This is a genomic window from Mesorhizobium sp. M0802 (assembly GCF_040320115.1).
GTDB lineage: Bacteria > Pseudomonadota > Alphaproteobacteria > Rhizobiales > Rhizobiaceae > Mesorhizobium.
Genome location: NZ_JAMYOY010000027.1, coordinates 35,842 through 55,313, shown reverse-complemented (window position 1 = coordinate 55,313; position 19,472 = coordinate 35,842). Strand labels below are relative to the sequence as shown.

Genomic DNA, 19,472 nt, shown 5'->3' with positions numbered 1-19,472 from the left:
CATGTTGTACGTCTGGTACCTGTCCATCCTGCTCAGTGCCCTTTCCCTGGTGATCATGCTTCTGCTGATCGGGCGCCGGGTGCTGCACGAGCGCCGGGGGACGGAGGGCGCCGATCAGCGGCGCCTTCTTCTAACGGCGCTGATCGCCTTCACCGAAAATCGCGATCGCGAGGCATTGAAGACAGCGCTGCTTGCGGTGCCGGCAAGGGTGGCGATCGATGCCGGCTTCGAGTTTATCTCGCTGCTGCGCGGCGAGGAGCACGACGAGCTGCTTTCAGCCTTCAACGAATGTGGCCTGCCGACCCTTGTGGGCACCCAGCTTGAAAAAGGCAACGGCGCCGAACGCATCCACGCGGCCGAGATGCTGGCCGCGCTGCGTTCGGAGGACGCGGTGGCAAACCTGCTTTCGGCGCTCGATCGCGACCGGTCGCGCGAGGTCAGGATCGCCGTCGCGATTGCGCTGTGCGATATCGGCGCCCTGCCGCCGCTGGTCATAACGCTACGCAAGATCGGCGTGGCGGGGCAGCGCTCACGGCGCGTGATCGAGCTTTTCAGGCGCTTTCCGTCAAAGCGGTTCGACGAGCTTGAGGATTACGGCAGCCGTGAGGACGCGGTGCCTTTTATCAGGGCGGCGGCAATCGATGCGCTTGCTCGCAACGGCGGCTTCCGGTTTGGTGAGTTCTTTGCTCGCGCGGCTGGCGATCCGTCACCGGAGGTCGCCGCAGCCGCATTGCGGGCACTCGGCCTGACGGGACATGCCAATGCGCCGGCCATCCTGGCCAAGGCGATGGAAAATGGCGGCTGGGATGTGCGTGCCGACGCTGCCGATGCAGCGGGCCGCCTCGGCCTGTTTGAACTCGCCGCGCCGCTCGCTCAGCTGATGGACGACGAGGCATGGACCGTGCGTTATGCCGCCGCTAACGCATTGCGCTCGCTCGGCCAGCAGGGAGAACAGGTGCTGCGCGAGATCGCCGCCAGCGAGGTCTCGCGCCGCCAGCGCACGGCCTCACTGATCCTTGCCGAGGGGCCGGCCGCGTGATGTTCGACTGGAGCCAAGAGATCATCCTGGGTGCCTCTATCCTGTCTTGGTTCATCATTGGGGCAGGGCTGGCGCAGACGGCGGTATACCTCCTGCAACTCATCATTGCCGCCTACGCGCTGTCCAAGCGCCCGCCAGTCGCGCGATCGGCGCTGCTGTGGCACCGTTATGGCGACGTCGCGCCGCCGATCGCGCTGCTGGTGCCCGCCTACAATGAGGAAGTTAACGTAGTCGAGAGCGTGCACTCGATGCTGGCGCTCGAATATCCGAATTTCGAGGTGCTCGTCATCAATGACGGCTCGAAGGATCAGACTCTGCAGCGCCTTATCGAAGGCTTCAAGCTGGTGAAATTCCACCGGCCTTATGAGGACGCCCTGGCGCACAAGCCGATTCGCGGGCTCTATTCCTCGTTGATTACCGAACGGCTGTTCGTGGTCGACAAGGAAAATGGCGGCAAGGCAGATGCCCAGAATGCCGGTATCAATGTCTGCCGCGCGCCGCTGTTTTGCGTGATCGACGGCGATTCCATCCTCGAGCCCGATGCGCTGATGCGTGCCGCGCAGCCCTTCATCGACGATCCAGAGCGCACCATTGCCGTGGGCGGCACGATTCGGATTGCCAACGGCTCCAGGATCGAAGGTGGCAGGGTGCGCGAGGTCCGGCTGCCGCGCCGGCTATTGCCGCTGCTGCAGGTGGTCGAATATTTGCGGGCCTTTCTCATGGCGCGGCTTGCATGGAGCCGCATCAACTCGCTGATGCTGGTGTCCGGCGCCTTTGGTCTGTTTCGCCGCACGGAAGTTGTGGCAGTTGGCGGCTTCACCAGTGGGTCGATGGGTGAAGATTTGGACCTCGTGATCAAGCTGCATCGCCACATGATGGACACCAAGCGAAGATACAGCATCCAGTTCATTCCTGAGCCGGTGTGCTGGACCGAAGCGCCGGAGTCACTTCGCGTTCTGGCAAGGCAGCGTACGCGCTGGCAGCGCGGTGCGCTCGAATGCTTCTTCCGTTACCGCTCCATGCTCTTCAACCCCCGCTATGGGCGCGTTGGCTTCCTCGGGTTTGGCCACATACTGATTGTCGATGTGCTAGGGCCGATATCGGAGGTGCTGGGCTATGTGCTGATCCCGACCTTCTGGCTGCTCGGCATCCTTTCGACCGAATATCTCTTGGCATTCACGTCGCTGGTTTTCACCTACGGGGTTTGCGTGAGCGTGTGTTCGCTGGTCCTCGAAGAGGCCGAGCTTCAACGTTTTCCGCGCGCGCGGGATCTCGCCTTGCTCACGGCCGTGGCTGTGATCGAGAATTTCGGTTACCGCCAGCTCAACAATCTCTGGCGCGTGAAGGGATGGTGGCAATATCTGCGCGCCGACCAAAGCTGGGGCGAGATGACCAGGACCGGCCTGACTGGCCCCAAGAAGTGAGTCCAGCCAGTTGAATCACCGCAGCGTCCGCTCGATTTCAGTTATAAGCGCATCGATCGCGGCATGCACGGCTCCGTCATCCGCCTGCTCGATCAGCGATGTTTCCAGTGCCGATGCCTGCAGGCTGACCTCCGCAAACCCGAAGGTTCCCGCGGCTCCAGCGAGCGAGTGCGCCGTCCCAATCAGCGGGTCGTTGGAGCCCTTCAAAAGGACTGTGTGACGCGCCGCCTTCAACTCCGCTAGTTGAGCGGCGCACCGGGCCAGGAAACGTTGCCGTAGGGGGGCGAAGGGATCTTCCAAAATGGGAGGCGCTCCACGGCCAGGTTTCAGAGGTATTCAAGCAGAAAATTCGGTGGAGTGAAACGAGCTGCTTGGCACGTCAGAGCGGACTAGAGTGGGCCGTGCCCCAACAAACGGCAGCTTCGCGCCTCATCTCGGTCATTCCGGCCGACTTGACCGCCTACCAAAAGCGGACAATGCTGGTGCCGACGCCAGAAGTGGTCATCGATGCTCAGAAATCGGCTTCCTTGAGATATTTGGCCTCCAGCCATGTGTTCGACGGTCCGCTCCTGTAGCGGCTGCTGGCGCGCTTCGAGATGACGCCCTCGAGTCCCATCTCCCCGATGGCGCGGAAGATCGCTGGCGCACTGCCCTCGAAATGCTCGCTGTACCGGATCTTGCCGGCGCCAGGCTCAACCAGTTGCCACAGCGTGTGCTTGCGCTGCAGCAGGGGCAAGAGGGCAAGATTGCGACCATCGAGATGGAGGATGTCGAACGCCACGAACACCAGCCGGCTCGGCTCATTCCAGATCGCGGCTTCCAGCGCAGGGTAATCGGGAGCGCCCTGCTCACCGGCTACAATGACCTCGCCGTCGAGAATGGCAGCCCTGCATGGCAGCTCGACTGCCAGCGCGATGGGCCAGTATTTTGCGGTCCAGTCATGGCCGTTCTTACTGAAAAGACGCACGCCGCCTTGATCGACAATGAGCTGCGTCCTGTAGCCGTCGAACTTGACCTCGTGAACCCATCCCCCATCTTCGGGCGGTTGCTTGACCAGAGTCGGGATCTGCGGCGGAATGAACTCCAGCCGGCCGCCGCTGACCTTGGCACGCTTACTCAATGACGGACACCTTTGACCGCCTAGCGGGGGGCGTTGTCGGCACAGGCAGCGACACCCCAGCTATCTGGACGCCTGCCGCCTGTGCCGAGCCCCCGCCGGACTATCGCGAACATCTACGGACGAGGCCGGAATGTCGTTAGCTTCGTATCCAGATACTTATCCTGGCGTACATATCTCACCTCTGTGCGGCGCTCTTGCACCGAGTGGCCGATGCTGCCCAGGATTGCCGCTGGCTCACGCATTTCCTTGGCCATTTAGGCGACCAGTTAAGGCCTGTTGGTCTTCAGGCCTGAAGACCAACAGGCCTTAGTCCATCAAAAGCACCAGGGCGGGATGCAGCTTCTTCAGGTTCGGCAATGATTTCGATTGCCAAGGTATGTCGGGCGTTCCACGCACGACGAGTCGAACATCGGGATGCCTGCGTACCTCGATGGTAAATTTCGCCAGCAGGTTGATGCCGGAAGAGTTAAGGAAGTGAAGGTCCTTCAGATCGAGCGTAATAGAGGCGGGATTCGAGGCGAGAACATTCGCCGCCAACGCCGCGATAGGCGCACCAGCGTCGGAATTGGCAAGCCGCATTGCGCCATAAAAGAAAATCTCGCTTTCTTCAGTCCACACGCGGTAGTCGTCTGTCTTGATTTCCATAGCTTGGCATCGTTTCATTTAGTTGTGAATTTGCGAGATCGGAATAGAGGCGTATGTCTCCACGCAAATCCGATCGCTTTCGTCGGCGGCGCTGAATATCCAAGCCAGGCGCGCGCCGTAGTCGCTCATCAACGTCAGCAATCCTAGTCCGGAGCCTCCCACGTCGGGGTTGGCGGCATTGGCTTCAATTCGCTGTATTAGCAGGTCCATAGGGTCGCCAACCGTGATGTCCGCCAGGAGGCTTTGGAACTCAGACGCATCTTCACCATCGACGTCATTCGACACCTTGAGCTTGAAGCACTCCGAATCCATCGACGCCTCGATCACGATCTCACCCGGTGCGCGAAACTTGACGGCATTTTCGATGAGTTCGTTAACCAGATATCCAATGCTGTGCCGCACTTCCATGTAGTCATTGCGGGAGGACCGGAAGCGCAACGCGAAAAGATCGGCGATGAAGTCTGAGGTCGTGGCACAATGACGCCAACTTAAGTCGAGAGGGCCGTCGAACAGCCGCACGCGACTGATGCTCTCCTTCATCCCGATCGCAATATCAGGGGTCCCGAACAGCGTTGTCATTGCTATGTGTGCCTTATGATCACGAGGGTGATGTCGTCATGGATCTTCTGGACTCCGATATGGGCCATCAGATCCTCGATGATCCCGGTCTTGATGTCGTCGGCGCTCCCGCCGTAACGTTTACTTGCGCTCTGGCAGAGGCGCTCGAACCCGAATAGCCTTTTGTCCTGATCCTCCGCCTCGGTCACACCGTCGGTGTGCAGCACGATCACATCGCCACTCTCGAACAGGATGTCACGCGTGTCGATGAACTTCGAGATGTCATTCTCCAGACCAACCGGCATACCCAGATCAAGCGTATCGATGCGTTCGACCTCCCCGTCCGCACGCACGACGAGAACGTCCTCATGCTGGCCGGATAGCGTTACCCGCCCATCCTCGAAGTCAAGAAAGGCCAGCGAAAGATGCTTGCCGGTGTTCGTCCGCTCGATATTCTTGTAGATCGCTCTGTTCAGCCGATCCAGAAACTGGTGCGGATCCGCTTCGTCGGTCTCCTGCAGCGCGCGTGCAACGGATTGGACCATCAGCATCAGCACGCCGCTCTCGAGACCATGACCGGTCACGTCGCCGATGCCGATCTTGATCCGTGATCCGTTCTGCAGGACGTCGTAATAGTCACCGCCGACCTCGTCGGCCGGCCGCATGTAGGCTGCGATCTCCAGCCCCGGAATCGCTTCGAGTTCGAATTGTTTCGGCAGGACCATCAACTGGATCTGCTTGGCAACGGCGAGCTCGGCGCCGAGGCGGACATTCTCGTCCTGCAGCTTTTCGTTGAGAGCGGAAATCTCCTGATTGGCGGCGCCGAGCTCCATGGTTCGTTCGTCGACGAGATGCTCGAGGTTTTCCGTGTGGAAGCTGATCTGCTCGGCCATGCGGTTGAAAGCGATGCCGGCGGCTCCAACCTCGTCGCGCGTCGGAATGCTGACGCGGACTGAATAGTCCTTGGTCTGGAGCCGCTGGGCGGCACTGGCAAGCGCCCTGAGGCCCGCGGTGATCCGCTTCGAAATTCCGAGCACGGCCGCGAAGACAATCATAAGCGAAACGATGATCGCACCGATCTGAAAGAGCAGGATACGATTGGTTGCGCGCGAAATACTCTGCTGCGCGGCAAACAGGGACGCGTAGATCTCCCGTTCGGGAACGACAATCCCGACCGACATCATTTCGGACTTGATCGGTCCCGAACTCCACAGATTGGTCGGCTTCAATCTTTTGAGAACAACGATGTAGGGTACGCGTTCGCCCTTGTCATCGAGCATGATATGCTGAATGACACCGTCATTGTTCTGGTCGAGAGGCAGCGACGCGATAGCTGGCTGCCTGCTTCCCCGCAGGGATCTTTCCAGGCCGGTGACGCCCTGGGTGCCCGCATCGCTCGATGACGTCAGGCCGATGATCGCCTGACCCGACGGATTGATCGCCACCACGTTGCCGGTCGACATCGTGAGGAAGCCGAACCCGGTTTCAGCGATCTTCACACGTTCGACGACTTCCGCGAGTTGATCGAGAGTGATGTCTGCTCCCGCCGTACCGGCGATGCCGGTGCGATCGCGCGTCCACAACGGGTGGAAAAAGCTGACGATCAGCTTTCCCGTGATTGCATCGGTGTAAGGCGCCGTCTGGGTGATATCGTCAGGGACCGGACGCGAGGCTGGATCCTTGGCCCATTGCTGCCATGAACCATAGATTCCCGGAAAGAAGAACTCCCAGAACTCCGCTTTGTTGTGGCCCGGATAGAGCTTGTCGAAGGTCTGTGCCTGGTCCGTATACGGTACGGTCCTGAATATCGGCCGTTCTTTTGGACCAATATAATACATCTGCAGTTTGGACGACCCGCTGGCCATGAGCGTCGGCGCAACGAGGTCCAACACGGTGCTGTCTTCTATTTCCCGTTGAACGCCTGGCAGCGGACTGTGGTCGGCGCCCAGCAGGTAGCCCCAGACGCTGAGCACGGAAGGCGCGCCCGGCAGGTTCTGCGCCCAATCGCCCCGCGCGTCGTAGACTACCTTCACGGAGCCGGGCGCCTCCTGCGAAAGCGTGGCTCCGACCTGTTGCTGCCTGCCTGGATCGTCGATTTGAGCCTGTAGCACGCCGGCCAGGGCCTTGACGTCGCCATGGACTCGATCGAGCAGCAGGTCGACGCTCAGCGCTGTCGATTCGGCATAGGAACGAATGTATTCCTGATTTGCGGTAGTCAGGCCCTCGCCGACTTCCGATGTGGCATCGCGCGAAAGCTTTTGAACATTCCAAAGCGCCAGGCCACCGCTCAAAAGGAGGTCGAACAGTACGGCGCCGCCAACGACCAATACGAATTTCGCTCGAAAGGAGCGCAGGCCGAAGCGTGGTGTACGCTCATTGTCTGCTTTCATTGCGGCCGTCGCCCCGATGCGACCCAGATCGGCCAGCCCGCATAACCCTTGGGGTGGAGCGCGGCGAAAATGTGGTCCTCGAAACCCTGCCGGAACCGTGCGACGAACTCCGGTCCATCGCCCCGCTTGGTCGCCATCTCGCCCGCATAGACATTCGCCCAGGCTGCAATGACATCGGCGAAATCCTGCGGATCGCCGTCCAGGTTAGTGACCATGAAGGTCTCCACAAGGATGTCTTCGAATCCGGCTTCCACCAGGTATCGCCGACTCTTGGGCCCAAGCTCGACGTCCATCTCGAAATGCCCGAACAGCTTCGCCACCTCGTCGTAGGTCCAGCGAATGCTTTCGGCGCGCGGCTCGCCGAGGCAATGCGAATTCTTTTCGTTGGTGATATAGACCCGCCCGCCTGGCTTGCATATGCGGTAGAGCTCCTTGAGGATGAGTTCAGGTCGATTGAAGATTTGCAGGGAATGTCGGCAGGTGACCAAGTCGAACTGCGCTTCGTCGAGCAGCATCTCCGACGCATCGCCATAGGTACATTCGATGCCCCGGATATCGAACTCCCGCATCACCTGTCGGGCATAGTTCAGGCTCGATATGGAGTGGTCGAGGGCAACGATCCGCGATGGCTGGAATTCCTTCTGCACGAGCACGGCGAAATCGCCGATCCCGCAACAGATGTCGGCCATAACGATCCCGGGCCTCATCCCATGTCGTGCCAAGATTGCGCGCTCGTGGCGCCATGTCATCTTTGTCTGAGTGCGCAGGATCGGTACGAACCCGCCTTCCTCAAGGAAGCCCTGCCCTGGATAGAATTCAGTGTCATACTCCTCGACGGTGATGTTCGGTTCAATTCCGCTCAGGCGACCGAATTTTCGCGAGGTCCATCCGACGACGCTTGACGTGATGACGACGAATTTGAGATCGGGTCGAGCGCGACAAGCGTCGATCATGATCCTCGAAAAGGTGTGAAAAGCGGCGTTGTTCATCTGCGTCAAGCGCCTGACATTGACGTAGAGAATGCCGCGCACACGGCCGATCGCATCGCGGAGCAATGCTATGCTGGGCCCAAGCTCATCGATCGCCTGAGGCCGGACCACTCCCGATATGGAGAACTCCTGGTTGTTCGCGTCGTATTGCGCCTTAAAGCGCGGGAGAAGGTCGTAAGGGCTCAATTTTGCAAGCCCTCGAGCGGAAGATCCACGACAAGCTTGATTGCATCGCCGTCGGCTTCCTCGATCCAGAGTGTCGCGTTGTAGTCGACAGTCAATTCCAGAAGTACGACCTCGCGGCTCGGCGCGAGATCCCCAGACACCGAATTGAGGTATCGCTCTCTGGCCTCTATTCCTGCAAGTTGCGACACGGCTTCTTCGTAGAATTGGCGCTCCTCCGGCACGCAAGGAAATGTCAACTCGATCCTATCCGTCGCGCCATGGCGAGACACCCTACATGCCAGTTTGCCATCGGCATGGCGCGTGCGAAAGGCGACTTCCAGCAATTCGTTGAAGGCGGAGGAAAAGAGATTTGAATGCCGGACTGAGTCAGACCTGTTCTGACTGATCATCCGGGCCATGTATGTCGAGACATAATCGCAGTGTCTCCAAGCGGAGACAAAAGCTTTGATTTCCATGTCGATCTGGATCATGGGTTCAAAGGTCGGTCCGCCGCCAGCCAGGTCATGATGAACAGGTCCCATCGGCATCCTCACTTGTTCCATATTAAACCCCCGCGGGATGATGGCCTCCGCGACGAAAAATTTCACCGCCCGTGGTCAGTCAGTCTGGCACCGACCCAAAGAATTGCGCGGTATCCGCCTCGATCGTTCTACAAATCTCCACTTCATCGTTAACAAAGGGTTCAAGGCACTAGAGCGCCCGATTTGATTCCTGCATCGCTCGTACCACCCTCGGCGGGGACCGCTTGATGAAATCGCTGATCCCCTCGGCTCCGAGCGGCCGTCCTAGGTAATTACCTTGCAGGCAATCGCAATTCTCCTTGATCAGCCACCGCGCCTGTGCCGACGTCTCGACCCCCTCGGCGGTGACGCTTATCCCTAGGCCGTGCGCCAGATTCATGATCGATCGCACGATCGTTTGGCTTTTGAGGTCGGTTTCCAGGTCCGCAATAAAGTACTGATCGATCTTCAAAGTATCGAAGGGAAAGTTCTTAAGATAGCCTAACGATGAGTAGTATGTTCCAAAATCGTCCAGCGAAATTCGTATTCCCAGGACGTTCAGGGTATTCAACGTATCGATATTGTCGATAGTCTTCTCAAGTAGGACCGTCTCCGTTATCTCAAGTTCAAGTCGGTCGGCTTCGATTCCAACTGCGTCGATGATCTGGGCGACGGTGTCCGTCAGCGAACCGCTAAGGAACTGAGCTGGTGACAGGTTAACTGCGACTGTCAGCGAGGAAGGCCACGTCAACGCCTGGCGACAGGCTTCCTCGAGCACCCATCGTCCAATCTCGTCCATCAGACCGTCGGCTTCGGCGATCGGTATGAACACGTTAGGTGGTATGACTCCGACCTCAGGGTGCCGCCACCGGAGCAGCGCTTCGAAACCGATCACCGACGAGGGAGGCCGAATGAGCGGCTGATACTCCAGATAAAGCTCGCCCCGCTCAAGCGCGGTTCGAAGGCTGCGTCTCAGATTCTCGCGTTGCTCAAGCAAGAGCAGCATCGAACGGTTGAATGTTCGAGCGCAGCCGCGTCCATCCGTCTTGGCCGCGTAAAGAGCAATGTCAGCGGCTTTCATCAACTGTTCGCCATCGGTCCCGTGCTCCGGCCCGAAAGCAATTCCGATACTCGAGCCGACGAAGACGGGAATGCCGTTGATGACGAACGGGTTCTTGAAAGCGTCGACCAGCGATCCGGCGAGGCGCTCAGCTTCTGCTGGCTGCTCTTTTCCTAATTGGATGACAGCGAACTCATCGCCGGCATACCGGTATGCGGATTCGCCGTCCTGCAGCGCGTCGCGGATACGACCCGCCGCAAGCTGAAGAAGCGTATCGCCTGCTCCATGCCCGAGCGTGTCGTTGACTGCTTTGAAATCGTCAAGGTCGATCTGCAGCAGGGCGGCTTTCGGCTTCAGTTCGCCGAGGGCCGCAAGCGCCTGCTGCAGTTGCTCGCCGAATCGCCGCCGATTGTGCAGTCCGGTCAGCACGTCGTGCGTCGCCTGATGGAGCAGAATTACATGCTCTTGCTCATCCGTCACGCTGCGCCCATCGCGCTCCCTTGATTCAATGATTCCCGCACCATTTGCAGTGGCGAAAACAAAAACGGACCGCAGCACTTCGCCCGATGACCGCGGCAAATCGATGCTTGCCGGTGAGCCGCCGTGGAACACGCGAAGAAATTCGTCGCGATACCTCGCATCGAGGAAGCTCGGGTAGATCTCCCAAAGGGCGGCACCCGGCGTCACCGCGCCTCCGTACATGCCCCTGAGCTTGGTTGCGTAGTGGGTCAGACAGAAGTCGCGGTCGTAGAACGATAAAAGTTCGGTCGTGTTCGCTAAAAGGTCAGCGAGAAGCGCTTCGCCTTGACTTGGAAGGTCACTCTTCGTGCCGACGCCTGATGCCTCTGGAACCAAGAGCCACCTCCATAAGCGGCGCGAATCCACGTTGCCCAGTCCAGAAATAACATAACTGCCAAGCTTGGCAAACTTTTAACTCGCAGTCTTAACAAGTGCCGTGTACGACGTAGGTGCAATGCGTGCTCCGCTGTGGTTTTCGGCGATAACAATCAACAATCACAGTTGGTTAATAAATCGGCAATTGACGTGAATTGGCTATATGATTGATAGCGCGGCGGCCGTGACATGAAATATCCTGATCCGTGAAGCGCCGACCATCGCCGATCCTATGCTCAGCTTCCGAGCGCTTTGAGCCAACCTTCAAAGGAAGAGGCCTTCTGGTGTTCGGCAAGCGAAGCAGAGTGGGCAGGGCGCGGCAACACCACCGTGCCGCGACCTTCGCGGGGGCTATAACCGAATTCCTTACTGAATGCCCGGCTGAACTTAGCGGCTGAACTAAACCCGAAGGCTTCGGCAATTTCAACAATGCGCCGGCTGTCCGCTGGATCGCTAAGCGCAATATGGGCTGCAAGAAGCCGGCGGCTCTGTATGTAATGGAGAACACCACCGCTTGGTTCGAACAACTGATAGAGACGAGAGCGCGATACGCCGAGCGCCCGGCACATTGAATCCGGTGTCAGATGAGGCGTATCCAGATTGTTTTGGGCGTATCGGCGCGCTCGCTCCATCAGCGCGACACCCGCCAATTGTTCGGCGGCGGCAGCATGTTCTGCCGGCGGCGCGAGGCAGGCAATGACCATGCTGCGTGTTGCGTGCACGATGCGGGGCAGATCTTCGGCCGTGAGACTGCGAAGTCTTGCTTCGATGCTGCTGACGTAGTCAACCAAGAGGCTGGCAAAGTTGCCGATTAGAATTGAATTGTTCTTCGCGTCGAGGGTTGCGGCCACGTCAGAGAACAAATCACGCGGCAGATAGAGAAAGAGACTTTCGGAGTACGTTGCCCTCCCGCGAAACGGATAGCCAAGCGACCTGATCTCCAATTTGCCCGGCTGGCCTTCTTCAACGCGGCGATCGACCTCCGTCCACGACCGGCCAGTACGTGGCAAGGCGATATACCAGTGATCGATCGAACTGGACCGAAGCTTGGCGGCAGAGCGGATGTAACTATGTGCCGGAGCGTGCTGTTGGACGATCAGCATGCCACCGAGGTTCCAAGCCGTGTGGTCGGCGGGAAAGCCATCGTCCGGCGACTTGTCATCCGGCAACTTGACCTCGACAAGCGGCGCCATGTGCGCTTGCCAAGTGGCGAATTGATCCTCTGGTGCCAGTTCGAGCGTTGAAAAGGACAGAGGCTGGAGCGCCGGCCCGAGTGGCGAAGCTGACTCGCTATGAGGTTGAGCTTCGCGCGGCCAACGACGTCGATCACGCTCCGGCGGCTGCTTCGCAGGGGTCTTGCCTTGCCTTTTTGCGTCCATCGCGTGGTGCCATATCCGAATCGGGTATGCCCATGCCCCTCTCAATCATGTGGTGTACCTCCGCATCTGGCAAGACTTTGAGGCCGATATCGACAGACCAGCCAGATCAAGCCGTTCGATGATCACAGCCGCAACCCTGCCAACTACAGCGGAACTCGCGTCGACAGACCCGGCGATCACGCTGAGTAACAGCAAGAAATGCATCCCGAGACAAGTTTCTGGATGCGACGCTAACGACACTCTTCAGCTCGCTGCATATAGAGTTGAGCATTATGGAAGCGTAGTTGGGGAGACCGTCGAAATGAACGCAAAGCTCAACAGCGAAGCTCGTCGCAAGATAATTCTTGACGGATACGTTAACAACGAGCCGTTGAAGGATATTGCGGCCAGGATCGGATGCTCACTGGCAAGTTTGAAAGTCACAGCCAGTAAAATCGGCTGCACTCGAACTCCGCAGGAGGCGGCCGATTTTAGGCGTGGCTTTCATATCCCGGAAAACAAGCGACATGATTACTACCAACTGATGACCATTGGTCAGTATAAAGCTCGTGAGTGCGCGGAAATTTTGGGATTGCTGGCCGCTCAATCGTCAGGAAACGAGTAAACTCACCGCAATACACTGTCGACGAAATTATCGCTGGAGCATTCCGTCGCCTCAGCGATTCGTCGGGCAGCGGGCCCTGAAAGGTTCGCGCAAATGCCGCGTGGGCGCTTCAACGGCACCTGCCTCAGCCCCCACGATCTGGTTGTTTGCGAACGCGTGTTCGATCAGATCTGCGCGGAAGAGCATCTCGACCCCTTGGACCCGGACGCCGAAATCCTGGCGGTGATGGTTGTGGCAATTTTTCGAAATGCTCACGCCGGCGAGCGCCAATTCCTGGAAGCGGTCAGGTCTCGTTGCAAAGGCTAGGAACCGCAAATTTGCACATGTCGCCCAAAAGCGCTCAGCGATTTTGGTGCAACGAGATGGATAGCAGCAATAACCTAAGGCGCGTCGCATGAATCTGTTCAGTCGCGACGCGCCTGAGCCAAGGCCCCGGACTTGAAAACCCGACGCGGGCACGAGTTCACGGTGGTTCCAATCCCACTCCCTCCACTGGTTGAGATTTGCTTCGGAAGTTCCTTTCTTGGTGCAAGCGGACCTGTTAGCCGTGATGTCGGCTGTCGTGTTTGGGCCAGTCAGAGACTTCAACCCCAACCTGCTTGAATGTCTGCCATCGCTTTTGGATGCTGGAAGCTGCCATTCCGCTCTCGGCCCCCAATTGAGCCGTCGGCACGCCCGCAACCCCATGTCCAGTTTTTATGCCTCTCCACCAGAAGCTTGGACTGCTATCGTGAAGAGTTTCGGGCGCTAGCAGGCGTACGAAAGTCCCCGCAAGGAACCTCGGGTCACAGGTGATAGCTATTAAACTAGGATTTCGGATTTGGCAGAAGTCGGCGATGGCGTGACCGCCGGTCGGGAGGCTCTTGGGGTGAAAACGGACAGACGGCTTCGTTGCGCCGCGCGCAAGCATGGCCGCGAAAATGCATGGGCCAGGCAGATTTCCTTGGCTGGTCTTGGACCATCAGCAGAAGGCGCGATTTGCCCCGCATCATCGAGCGCAACCGAGTGGCCTCGATGACAAACGATGGTGCTTTCCCCAGCCTTGCCTGAACATGCAGGAATGTAACTTAGCCGCAAGTGGAATGGTAAAACCGCACGGAAGGCTGACAGGCCGCGTCGGGGTTGAAAGACAAGCATCTTCGGCCAGCAGAGGAGGCCGGAGCATTGATCAGCTTGGCTGGCAAGGGTCTCGCGACTCGGCACTCTTTTCCGCGTCGCGAGACCCGTTGTCAGTTGGCGCTGGCGACCGGCGCCACCAGCGGTGTGATGCGGCGAATTGCGACGCGGCGGTTCTGCCGTTCGGACCCTGTCGTGTTTACCTTAAGATAGCGCTCGCCATAGCCTTGGGTCGTCAGGTTCTCTGGCGCGATGCCGAAGGAGGTGGTGAGGGCCTCGGCAACGGCCTCTGCTCGCTGGTCGGACAAGGCCAGGTTTGCATTGTCGCTACCGACGGCGTCGGTATGGCCTTCGATCAAGAATGTTTCGGCCGGGTTCTTCTTCAGCAGCCGCTCCATTGCGTCCGCAACGCCTTGCAGCTTTTGGACTTCGCTGTCCGAGATCGCCGCCGAACCGGACTCGAAATTCAACGTGTCGAGATCAACCCGCCGGGCGATATCGCGCACACGCGCCGAGCGCTTGACCTCGTCGACCGAGTAGAGCCGCTGGACCTTTTCCACCGGCGGTTGCTCCAGGAAGGTATAGTAGTCGTCGGCATTCTCGACCAAATCGGACTCCAGGATATATTGTTTGCGCGGGATGTTCAGCCGCATGGGCGGCAAGTCATCACCAGGATCGCGCCAATCCTGTACGTCCTGGTAATACCTCTCGTCGACATAGCTCAGCACATACTCGCGGCCGTCGGGCGTGATGCGCGATCGCTGGATGACATCGCCATAGCGGTTGCGGATGGTGACGATTTGGATGCCATTGTCCCGAACGATTGTCTCGCGCGTGCGGTCGCCCGGCAGATCCTCATAGTACACATCCTTGGCACCACGGTTCATTCGCGGAGCTTCGTTGCTCTCGACGATCGTCTGGTTGTTGAACTGGATGATGATCCGGCCGGCAATTTCGGTAAGAACATCGGCGCCCTTTGGACGCTCCGGCGCCTGGTTGTCCGGGGCCTTGTCGCGGCGGGTGCCCTTTTCATCCGTCACCGGAACGATCTTCTCCGGCTTGATCTCCTGCTGCGCGGCCTTGTCGTCCACAGGAGGCGGTCCGGAGTCTACGGGGGCAGCCGCAGAAGCGGGGGCCTGACCTCCATCGCTCTGCTGAGCGGGCATTTTGCCGTCCTTGCCCGGACGTTTTGCATCTTTTTCGCTGTCGAGGACTGGTGCGGCGTTCGGATCTGCTGGAGCCTCGCCCTGAACTGGCTTTTCGCTTTGGGCGGGCGCCGCTGGCTCACCATTAGCTGGGGCGGTTGCAGGCTGCTGATCGGTCGAAGGTTGTTCTCCAGTCACAGGCTGCGTTGGTGCAGGCGCCTCGGCGGCAGGCTGCTCGGCGGCAGGTTTCTTTTCTGGCTTGCTCGTAGGTTCCGCCGGCTGTTCGCCCTGGGCAGGCGCAGGCTGATCGGTCGTAGCAGGCGCCTGGGGAGCCGGGGTGGGTATAGGTGCCTCATCTGCAGGTGGCTGGACTTGCTTAACTGGAGCCGATTTGTCTGGGGCCGGCTGCGCTGGCGCAGCCTCGGACGCCGGCGCCGGCGCGGCCGGTTGAGCAGGCTGTTCCTTCGCGGATGGTTCAGCCGGTGGGGTGGATTCTTGAACGGGAGCTGCCTCGGACGCAGGTGCTGCCTCTTTTGGCTGCTCCTGTGGTTTCTGAGCAGGCTGTGGTTCGGTCGCTGGAAGTGGAGCAGCGTTTTCGGTCGGAGCCTGCTGCCTCAGCGCGCAGGCTTCGGCGGACTCGCCCTCCTTGCATTTTAACTTGATAAAGATCGGCGGTGGGGATGCGACGAATCGTGCGGGACCGGAGGCGGCGCTGCTGAGGGGCGCGAAGGGCCCGAACGGCGCGGACGCGATCAGCAAACCGAGCGCAGTGCTGGCCAAAATCTTTGGTCGGCGTGTCATTTGAATTCTCCTTGACGTGTCCCGTCGTTACTGAAAACTGCTACATTCGTTCCGGTTCGATCTGGAATGCCGCGCTTGCTAACAGCCGACGGGCAGATTGCTTCGGAGGCGACGCCGCGAGCCGAGCCGCAGATACAGTCCGCCGGAGGACGCCGCGGCCTGTTCCGGGGTAATCTGCGGTATGAGAACGCCCGCTGGCTAGCGGATGGGCCTTCTGGACCCTTCTGACCGTCTGGACGGACCCAGCGGGCAAATGGCTCAGTGCCGCGAACTGACGCTGCAGGCGCACGACTTCAATCAGTGTCAAAATATCCGGCCCGGCCCAGCGATCTGGGTTGGATTGCTAACCGGAACCTGTTGGTTGTGCCGTTCATCGCCCTGGGTGGAAGGCGCAGGCGCCTCGAAGAGGCTGCCATGGTTCAGATGCGTGCAGTGCTCATAATCATGGCCGCGCGCACCGCATCGAGAACAGCACATAGGGAGTTGGTATAACAGCATCTACTACAATGCAGGACTCGGCTTTTGGTTGCCACGGCCGACCACGGTTGTTGGATTTCCGCAAGGCGCCACCTCAAGCCGCCCCTAGCGAGGATGCCGAGATTGTGAGCTTCAATGTCCACAGCGAACAAGAATGGCCGTTTGCGCCGCTCGGAGGAATTTTATTTACAAGCGGCTCTGCTTGGCCGACCGGCGCCAGCCACCGCGCGGGCGCTGCCCCGCAGCCGCACAGTTTGGGCTAACCGGACGCATATGCGGTCTGCCTCAGCTGTTGCGGGATTTTTAAAGACGCGGAATCCGGCTCAGAACCATGATGCTCCGGCCGTTCACGATATCTCGATAAGGGATAAGGGAACGCGCCTGCCTTTCCAACCGATTCGCCATATCTAAAGTTTCTAAATTAGTTACACCTTATGGAACTTTGGTGCGGGCTCTTCATTTTCATCCGCATGCGAGCCTCTGTGATCCAAAGCGTCGGGACGGGAGTGAACGCGTCGCCGCGCTACTCGCTGGTCCTGCCGATATATAATGAAGAACAAGTGCTGCCGCGACTGATCGAACGGATCAGATCACTGATCAGTCGGCTGGACGGAGAGACCGAAGCGATTTTCGTCGATGACGGTAGTCATGACGGCAGCGTCAAATACCTTCGGCGGGTGGTCACCGCCGAACCTCGCTTCCGGCTTATCGAGCTTTCCCGTAATTTCGGACACCAGATTGCGATCACGGCAGGCATGGATGCTGCTGCGGGGGATGCCGTCATCGTCATGGATGCCGACCTGCAAGATCCACCGGAGGTCGTTCTTGATCTCGTGGCAAAGTGGAAGGAAGGTTTCGAGATCGTGTACGCCCGCCGTGTTAAGCGCGAAGGCGAATCGTGGTTCAAGCGGCTTAGCGCCGATCTTTTCTACCGTTTCCTGGAGAAGATGACGGCGGTCAACATCCCGCGCAACGTCGGGGACTTCCGCCTGGTCGGCCGCCATGCGCTGGACGTCTTCAGACACATGCCTGAACATGATCGCTTCGTCAGAGGCATGTTCGGCTGGATGGGATTCAAGCAAGCGGCGGTGCCATTCGAACGCCCTCCGAGGACCATCGGCCAGACCAAATACCCTTTCTGGAAGATGATGCACCTTGCCGTTCACGCCGTTGTCAGCTTCTCGGAAAAGCCGCTCCACTTTGCGCTTTGGGGCGGATCGGCGATTTCCGCACTTGCCCTGACCTTTGGCGCTTACGCCGTGTTCGCCTGGATTTTTGAAACCGGCGTCATTGCCGGCTGGACGTCCACCGTGGTGATCGTATCGTTTCTGTGTGGCATCAATCTTTTCATGACCGGCGTGGTCGGCCTCTATGTCGGTAGTATCCACGCCGAGGTGAAACGCCGCCCTCTTTACGTGATCAATCGGCTTACCGGCTTCGACGAGCCGGTGCCTGCCATCGCTGGTGGGCGCCGGAGATCATTTCGCAAGCCCAACAACGGAGTCGCTCCCGGTGGCCGAACTCTTCGACAGCTATAGATCCAGTTATGCAGAGACGATCGATGGGTCGATCAGCTTTTCCGGACTCAAGCACGATTTCTTTTTGGCTGCAAAGGCCGACCTGCTGCGGCGCCTAGTCTCCGAGCGAGGACTTCGTCGCCGGGGAGCCATGGTGCGGGCGCTTGATGTGGGCTGCGGTGTCGGTTCGCTCCATCCTTATCTAGACGGCGCTTTCGATCGCCTGGATGGCTGCGACGTCTCGCAAGGGTCGATCCAGCGCGCCAGCGAGGACAATCCGGGCGTGGTCTATAGAACATGCACCACGACGGGCCTGCCTTACGACGACTGCGTGTTCGACTTGGCTTTTGCCAGTTGTGTTGTTCATCATGTTTCGCCCGCATCCTGGCTCGATTTTTTTCGCGAGATGCGACGGGTCGTGCGGCAAGGCGGCGTCGCCTGTATCATCGAGCACAATCCCTATAATCCGCTGACGCGTCTGGCGGTGCTCCGGTGTCCGTTCGACCAAGACGTGGTCCTTCTCAACGCGGTCAGAGCAGCGGCCCTCTTTCGACAAGCAGGCTTTAGGGAGGTTCGATCCGAGCACTTCCTGCTGCTCCCGTCGACCGGCGGGTTCGCCAGACAGGTTGAGCGTGCCCTGGCGCTGCTGCCGCTTGGAGCCCAGTATGCGTGTAGTGGGCGTGTCTGAGCATCGATCTGCCGGCGGCGGCACCCTAAAGCTTCTGGCCCGCTTCGGCCTGGTCGGCATCGCCGCCACAATCCTGTATGCCGCCTTGGCAGCCGCCTTTGTCAAATCGGAACGGTTCGGCTTCAGCCCCGTCCGAGCGTCCCTTGCAGCTTACGCAACCGCGGCGTTGTTTTCCTATCTCGCGCACAGGTCAGTAACCTTCATGTCGCGCGGGTCGCACAGATCAGAGGCTCCGCGTTTTCTCTTGCTGGCGGCGATCGGCTTGGCGATCGCCTATGGCGCGCCGGCGCTTTTGACGGCGAAGCTGGGCCTGCCCCTGATCTTTCCCATCATGATTACCTGCTTGCTTGTACCCGGGATCAATTTCGTCGTGCTCGACCGATGGGTCTTTGCGGAACACATTCCCGATCAGACCGGCGATGGCTGATACGCAATCCGCCAGAAAGATTCGTTCTAAAAACACCGTTTCACGGTAACGTGAACTGCTCCAAAGCCGCTTGCTGAATCACGGCCAACGCAAGGAACGATCTCATGCAGATAATTTTGACCAGGACGACGTGACGATCAGTGATGTGCCCTCTACGCAGGGTGGTGATCACCGAATGGTTTGTCGCCGCAGACAAGCCCTAATTTCATTAATCTTCCGTTCCGAAGGGAGCCCTGCGTCCCGTACCGATCAGCCGTTCGAGGCGACGACGCGCAAAAGAAAACGTGACCCCGGCGGACGCTGCGCAGTGCCGCAATCCCGGCGACCAATGATCTCGAGCCCGCCGCGCTCTACCTTATCGCGATTGGCTGCCAGCCAGCGGCGAGGAGCACACGACGGCTCTCCTCCATCCGGGAGGTGCAGGCACATGAGATGATCACGGAACTGTTGTGCTGGTGAAATAGGGCAACTCCAGAAGTCGTGAAGCGGTGTTTCCGTCCGGAATTGCGTTAA

17 protein-coding genes are annotated in these 19,472 nt (G+C 59.2%); 7 read left to right on the top strand and 10 right to left on the bottom strand.

Annotation, left to right across the window (positions count from 1 at the left end; translation table 11 throughout):
* The first annotated feature begins 1 nt into the window (after nt 1).
* Together NKI10_RS27985 and NKI10_RS27980 are read left to right on the top strand one after the other, a co-directional pair.
* A complete protein-coding gene (locus NKI10_RS27985) occupies nt 2-1,039 on the top strand; it encodes a HEAT repeat domain-containing protein (RefSeq protein ID WP_023817027.1) in 1,038 nt (345 codons plus the stop codon).
* Entirely contained in the window at nt 1,039-2,463 is a 1,425-nt protein-coding gene (locus NKI10_RS27980; protein WP_023817028.1) for a glycosyltransferase family 2 protein, read from the top strand. The genes NKI10_RS27985 and NKI10_RS27980 overlap by 1 nt, the downstream gene beginning before the upstream one ends.
* Before the next feature lie 15 nt (nt 2,464-2,478).
* Here NKI10_RS27980 and NKI10_RS27975 read toward each other — a convergent pair whose 3' ends face one another.
* The 9 genes from NKI10_RS27975 to NKI10_RS27935 form a co-directional block, all read right to left on the bottom strand.
* Complete coding sequence (locus tag NKI10_RS27975; protein ID WP_023806859.1) at nt 2,479-2,763, bottom strand: Hpt domain-containing protein; 285 nt, start codon at nt 2,761-2,763, stop codon at nt 2,479-2,481.
* A 211-nt stretch (nt 2,764-2,974) separates the two neighbouring features.
* Nucleotides 2,975-3,583 (bottom strand): ATP-dependent DNA ligase, encoded by a 609-nt coding sequence (locus tag NKI10_RS27970; RefSeq protein WP_352799922.1) that lies wholly within the window; start codon nt 3,581-3,583, stop codon nt 2,975-2,977.
* Between the two features lie 306 nt (nt 3,584-3,889).
* Complete coding sequence (locus NKI10_RS27965) at nt 3,890-4,228, bottom strand: slr1659 superfamily regulator (protein ID WP_352514377.1); 339 nt, start codon at nt 4,226-4,228, stop codon at nt 3,890-3,892.
* 18 nt (nt 4,229-4,246) lie between these two features.
* The gene (locus tag NKI10_RS27960) at nt 4,247-4,807 is read right to left on the bottom strand and encodes a slr1658 superfamily regulator (protein ID WP_352514376.1); all 561 of its coding nucleotides are present in this window, start codon (nt 4,805-4,807) and stop codon (nt 4,247-4,249) included.
* 2 nt (nt 4,808-4,809) lie between these two features.
* Nucleotides 4,810-7,176 (bottom strand): SpoIIE family protein phosphatase, encoded by a 2,367-nt coding sequence (locus NKI10_RS27955; RefSeq protein ID WP_352799918.1) that lies wholly within the window; start codon nt 7,174-7,176, stop codon nt 4,810-4,812.
* Complete coding sequence (locus tag NKI10_RS27950; protein WP_352799915.1) at nt 7,173-8,351, bottom strand: methyltransferase domain-containing protein; 1,179 nt, start codon at nt 8,349-8,351, stop codon at nt 7,173-7,175. The genes NKI10_RS27955 and NKI10_RS27950 overlap by 4 nt, the downstream gene beginning before the upstream one ends.
* Nucleotides 8,348-8,872, bottom strand: a complete 525-nt coding sequence (locus tag NKI10_RS27945; RefSeq protein WP_352799997.1) for a ubiquinone biosynthesis methyltransferase UbiE — start codon at nt 8,870-8,872, stop codon at nt 8,348-8,350. The genes NKI10_RS27950 and NKI10_RS27945 overlap by 4 nt, the downstream gene beginning before the upstream one ends.
* Before the next feature lie 169 nt (nt 8,873-9,041).
* Nucleotides 9,042-10,643 carry a putative bifunctional diguanylate cyclase/phosphodiesterase gene (locus NKI10_RS27940; RefSeq protein WP_502897586.1) on the bottom strand — a complete coding sequence of 534 codons (1,602 nt, stop codon included), beginning with the start codon at nt 10,641-10,643 and terminating at the stop codon, nt 9,042-9,044.
* Between the two features lie 398 nt (nt 10,644-11,041).
* Nucleotides 11,042-12,184 carry a helix-turn-helix domain-containing protein gene (locus tag NKI10_RS27935; RefSeq protein ID WP_502897584.1) on the bottom strand — a complete coding sequence of 381 codons (1,143 nt, stop codon included), beginning with the start codon at nt 12,182-12,184 and terminating at the stop codon, nt 11,042-11,044.
* Between the two features lie 301 nt (nt 12,185-12,485).
* On the opposite strand from NKI10_RS27935, the gene NKI10_RS27930 reads away from it, so the two are divergent.
* A complete protein-coding gene (locus NKI10_RS27930) occupies nt 12,486-12,788 on the top strand; it encodes a hypothetical protein (RefSeq protein WP_352799906.1) in 303 nt (100 codons plus the stop codon).
* Nucleotides 12,789-12,881: 93 nt separating this feature from the next.
* On the top strand, nt 12,882-13,094 hold the full coding sequence (locus tag NKI10_RS27925) for a hypothetical protein (protein ID WP_352862408.1): 213 nt from the start codon (nt 12,882-12,884) through the stop codon (nt 13,092-13,094).
* A gap of 923 nt (nt 13,095-14,017) precedes the next feature.
* Here the strand turns inward: NKI10_RS27925 and NKI10_RS27920 are convergent.
* On the bottom strand, nt 14,018-15,850 hold the full coding sequence (locus NKI10_RS27920) for an OmpA family protein (RefSeq protein WP_352799900.1): 1,833 nt from the start codon (nt 15,848-15,850) through the stop codon (nt 14,018-14,020).
* A 947-nt stretch (nt 15,851-16,797) separates the two neighbouring features.
* Here NKI10_RS27920 and NKI10_RS27915 point away from each other — a divergent pair.
* Genes NKI10_RS27915 through NKI10_RS27905 form a run of 3 tightly spaced genes read left to right on the top strand, consistent with a single transcriptional unit; the run spans nt 16,798 to nt 18,959 of the window.
* On the top strand, nt 16,798-17,865 hold the full coding sequence (locus NKI10_RS27915; RefSeq protein ID WP_352656103.1) for a glycosyltransferase family 2 protein: 1,068 nt from the start codon (nt 16,798-16,800) through the stop codon (nt 17,863-17,865).
* Nucleotides 17,840-18,532 (top strand): class I SAM-dependent methyltransferase, encoded by a 693-nt coding sequence (locus NKI10_RS27910; RefSeq protein WP_352799898.1) that lies wholly within the window; start codon nt 17,840-17,842, stop codon nt 18,530-18,532. The genes NKI10_RS27915 and NKI10_RS27910 overlap by 26 nt, the downstream gene beginning before the upstream one ends.
* Complete coding sequence (locus NKI10_RS27905; protein WP_352799895.1) at nt 18,510-18,959, top strand: GtrA family protein; 450 nt, start codon at nt 18,510-18,512, stop codon at nt 18,957-18,959. The genes NKI10_RS27910 and NKI10_RS27905 overlap by 23 nt, the downstream gene beginning before the upstream one ends.
* Nucleotides 18,960-19,472 lie beyond the last annotated feature (513 nt).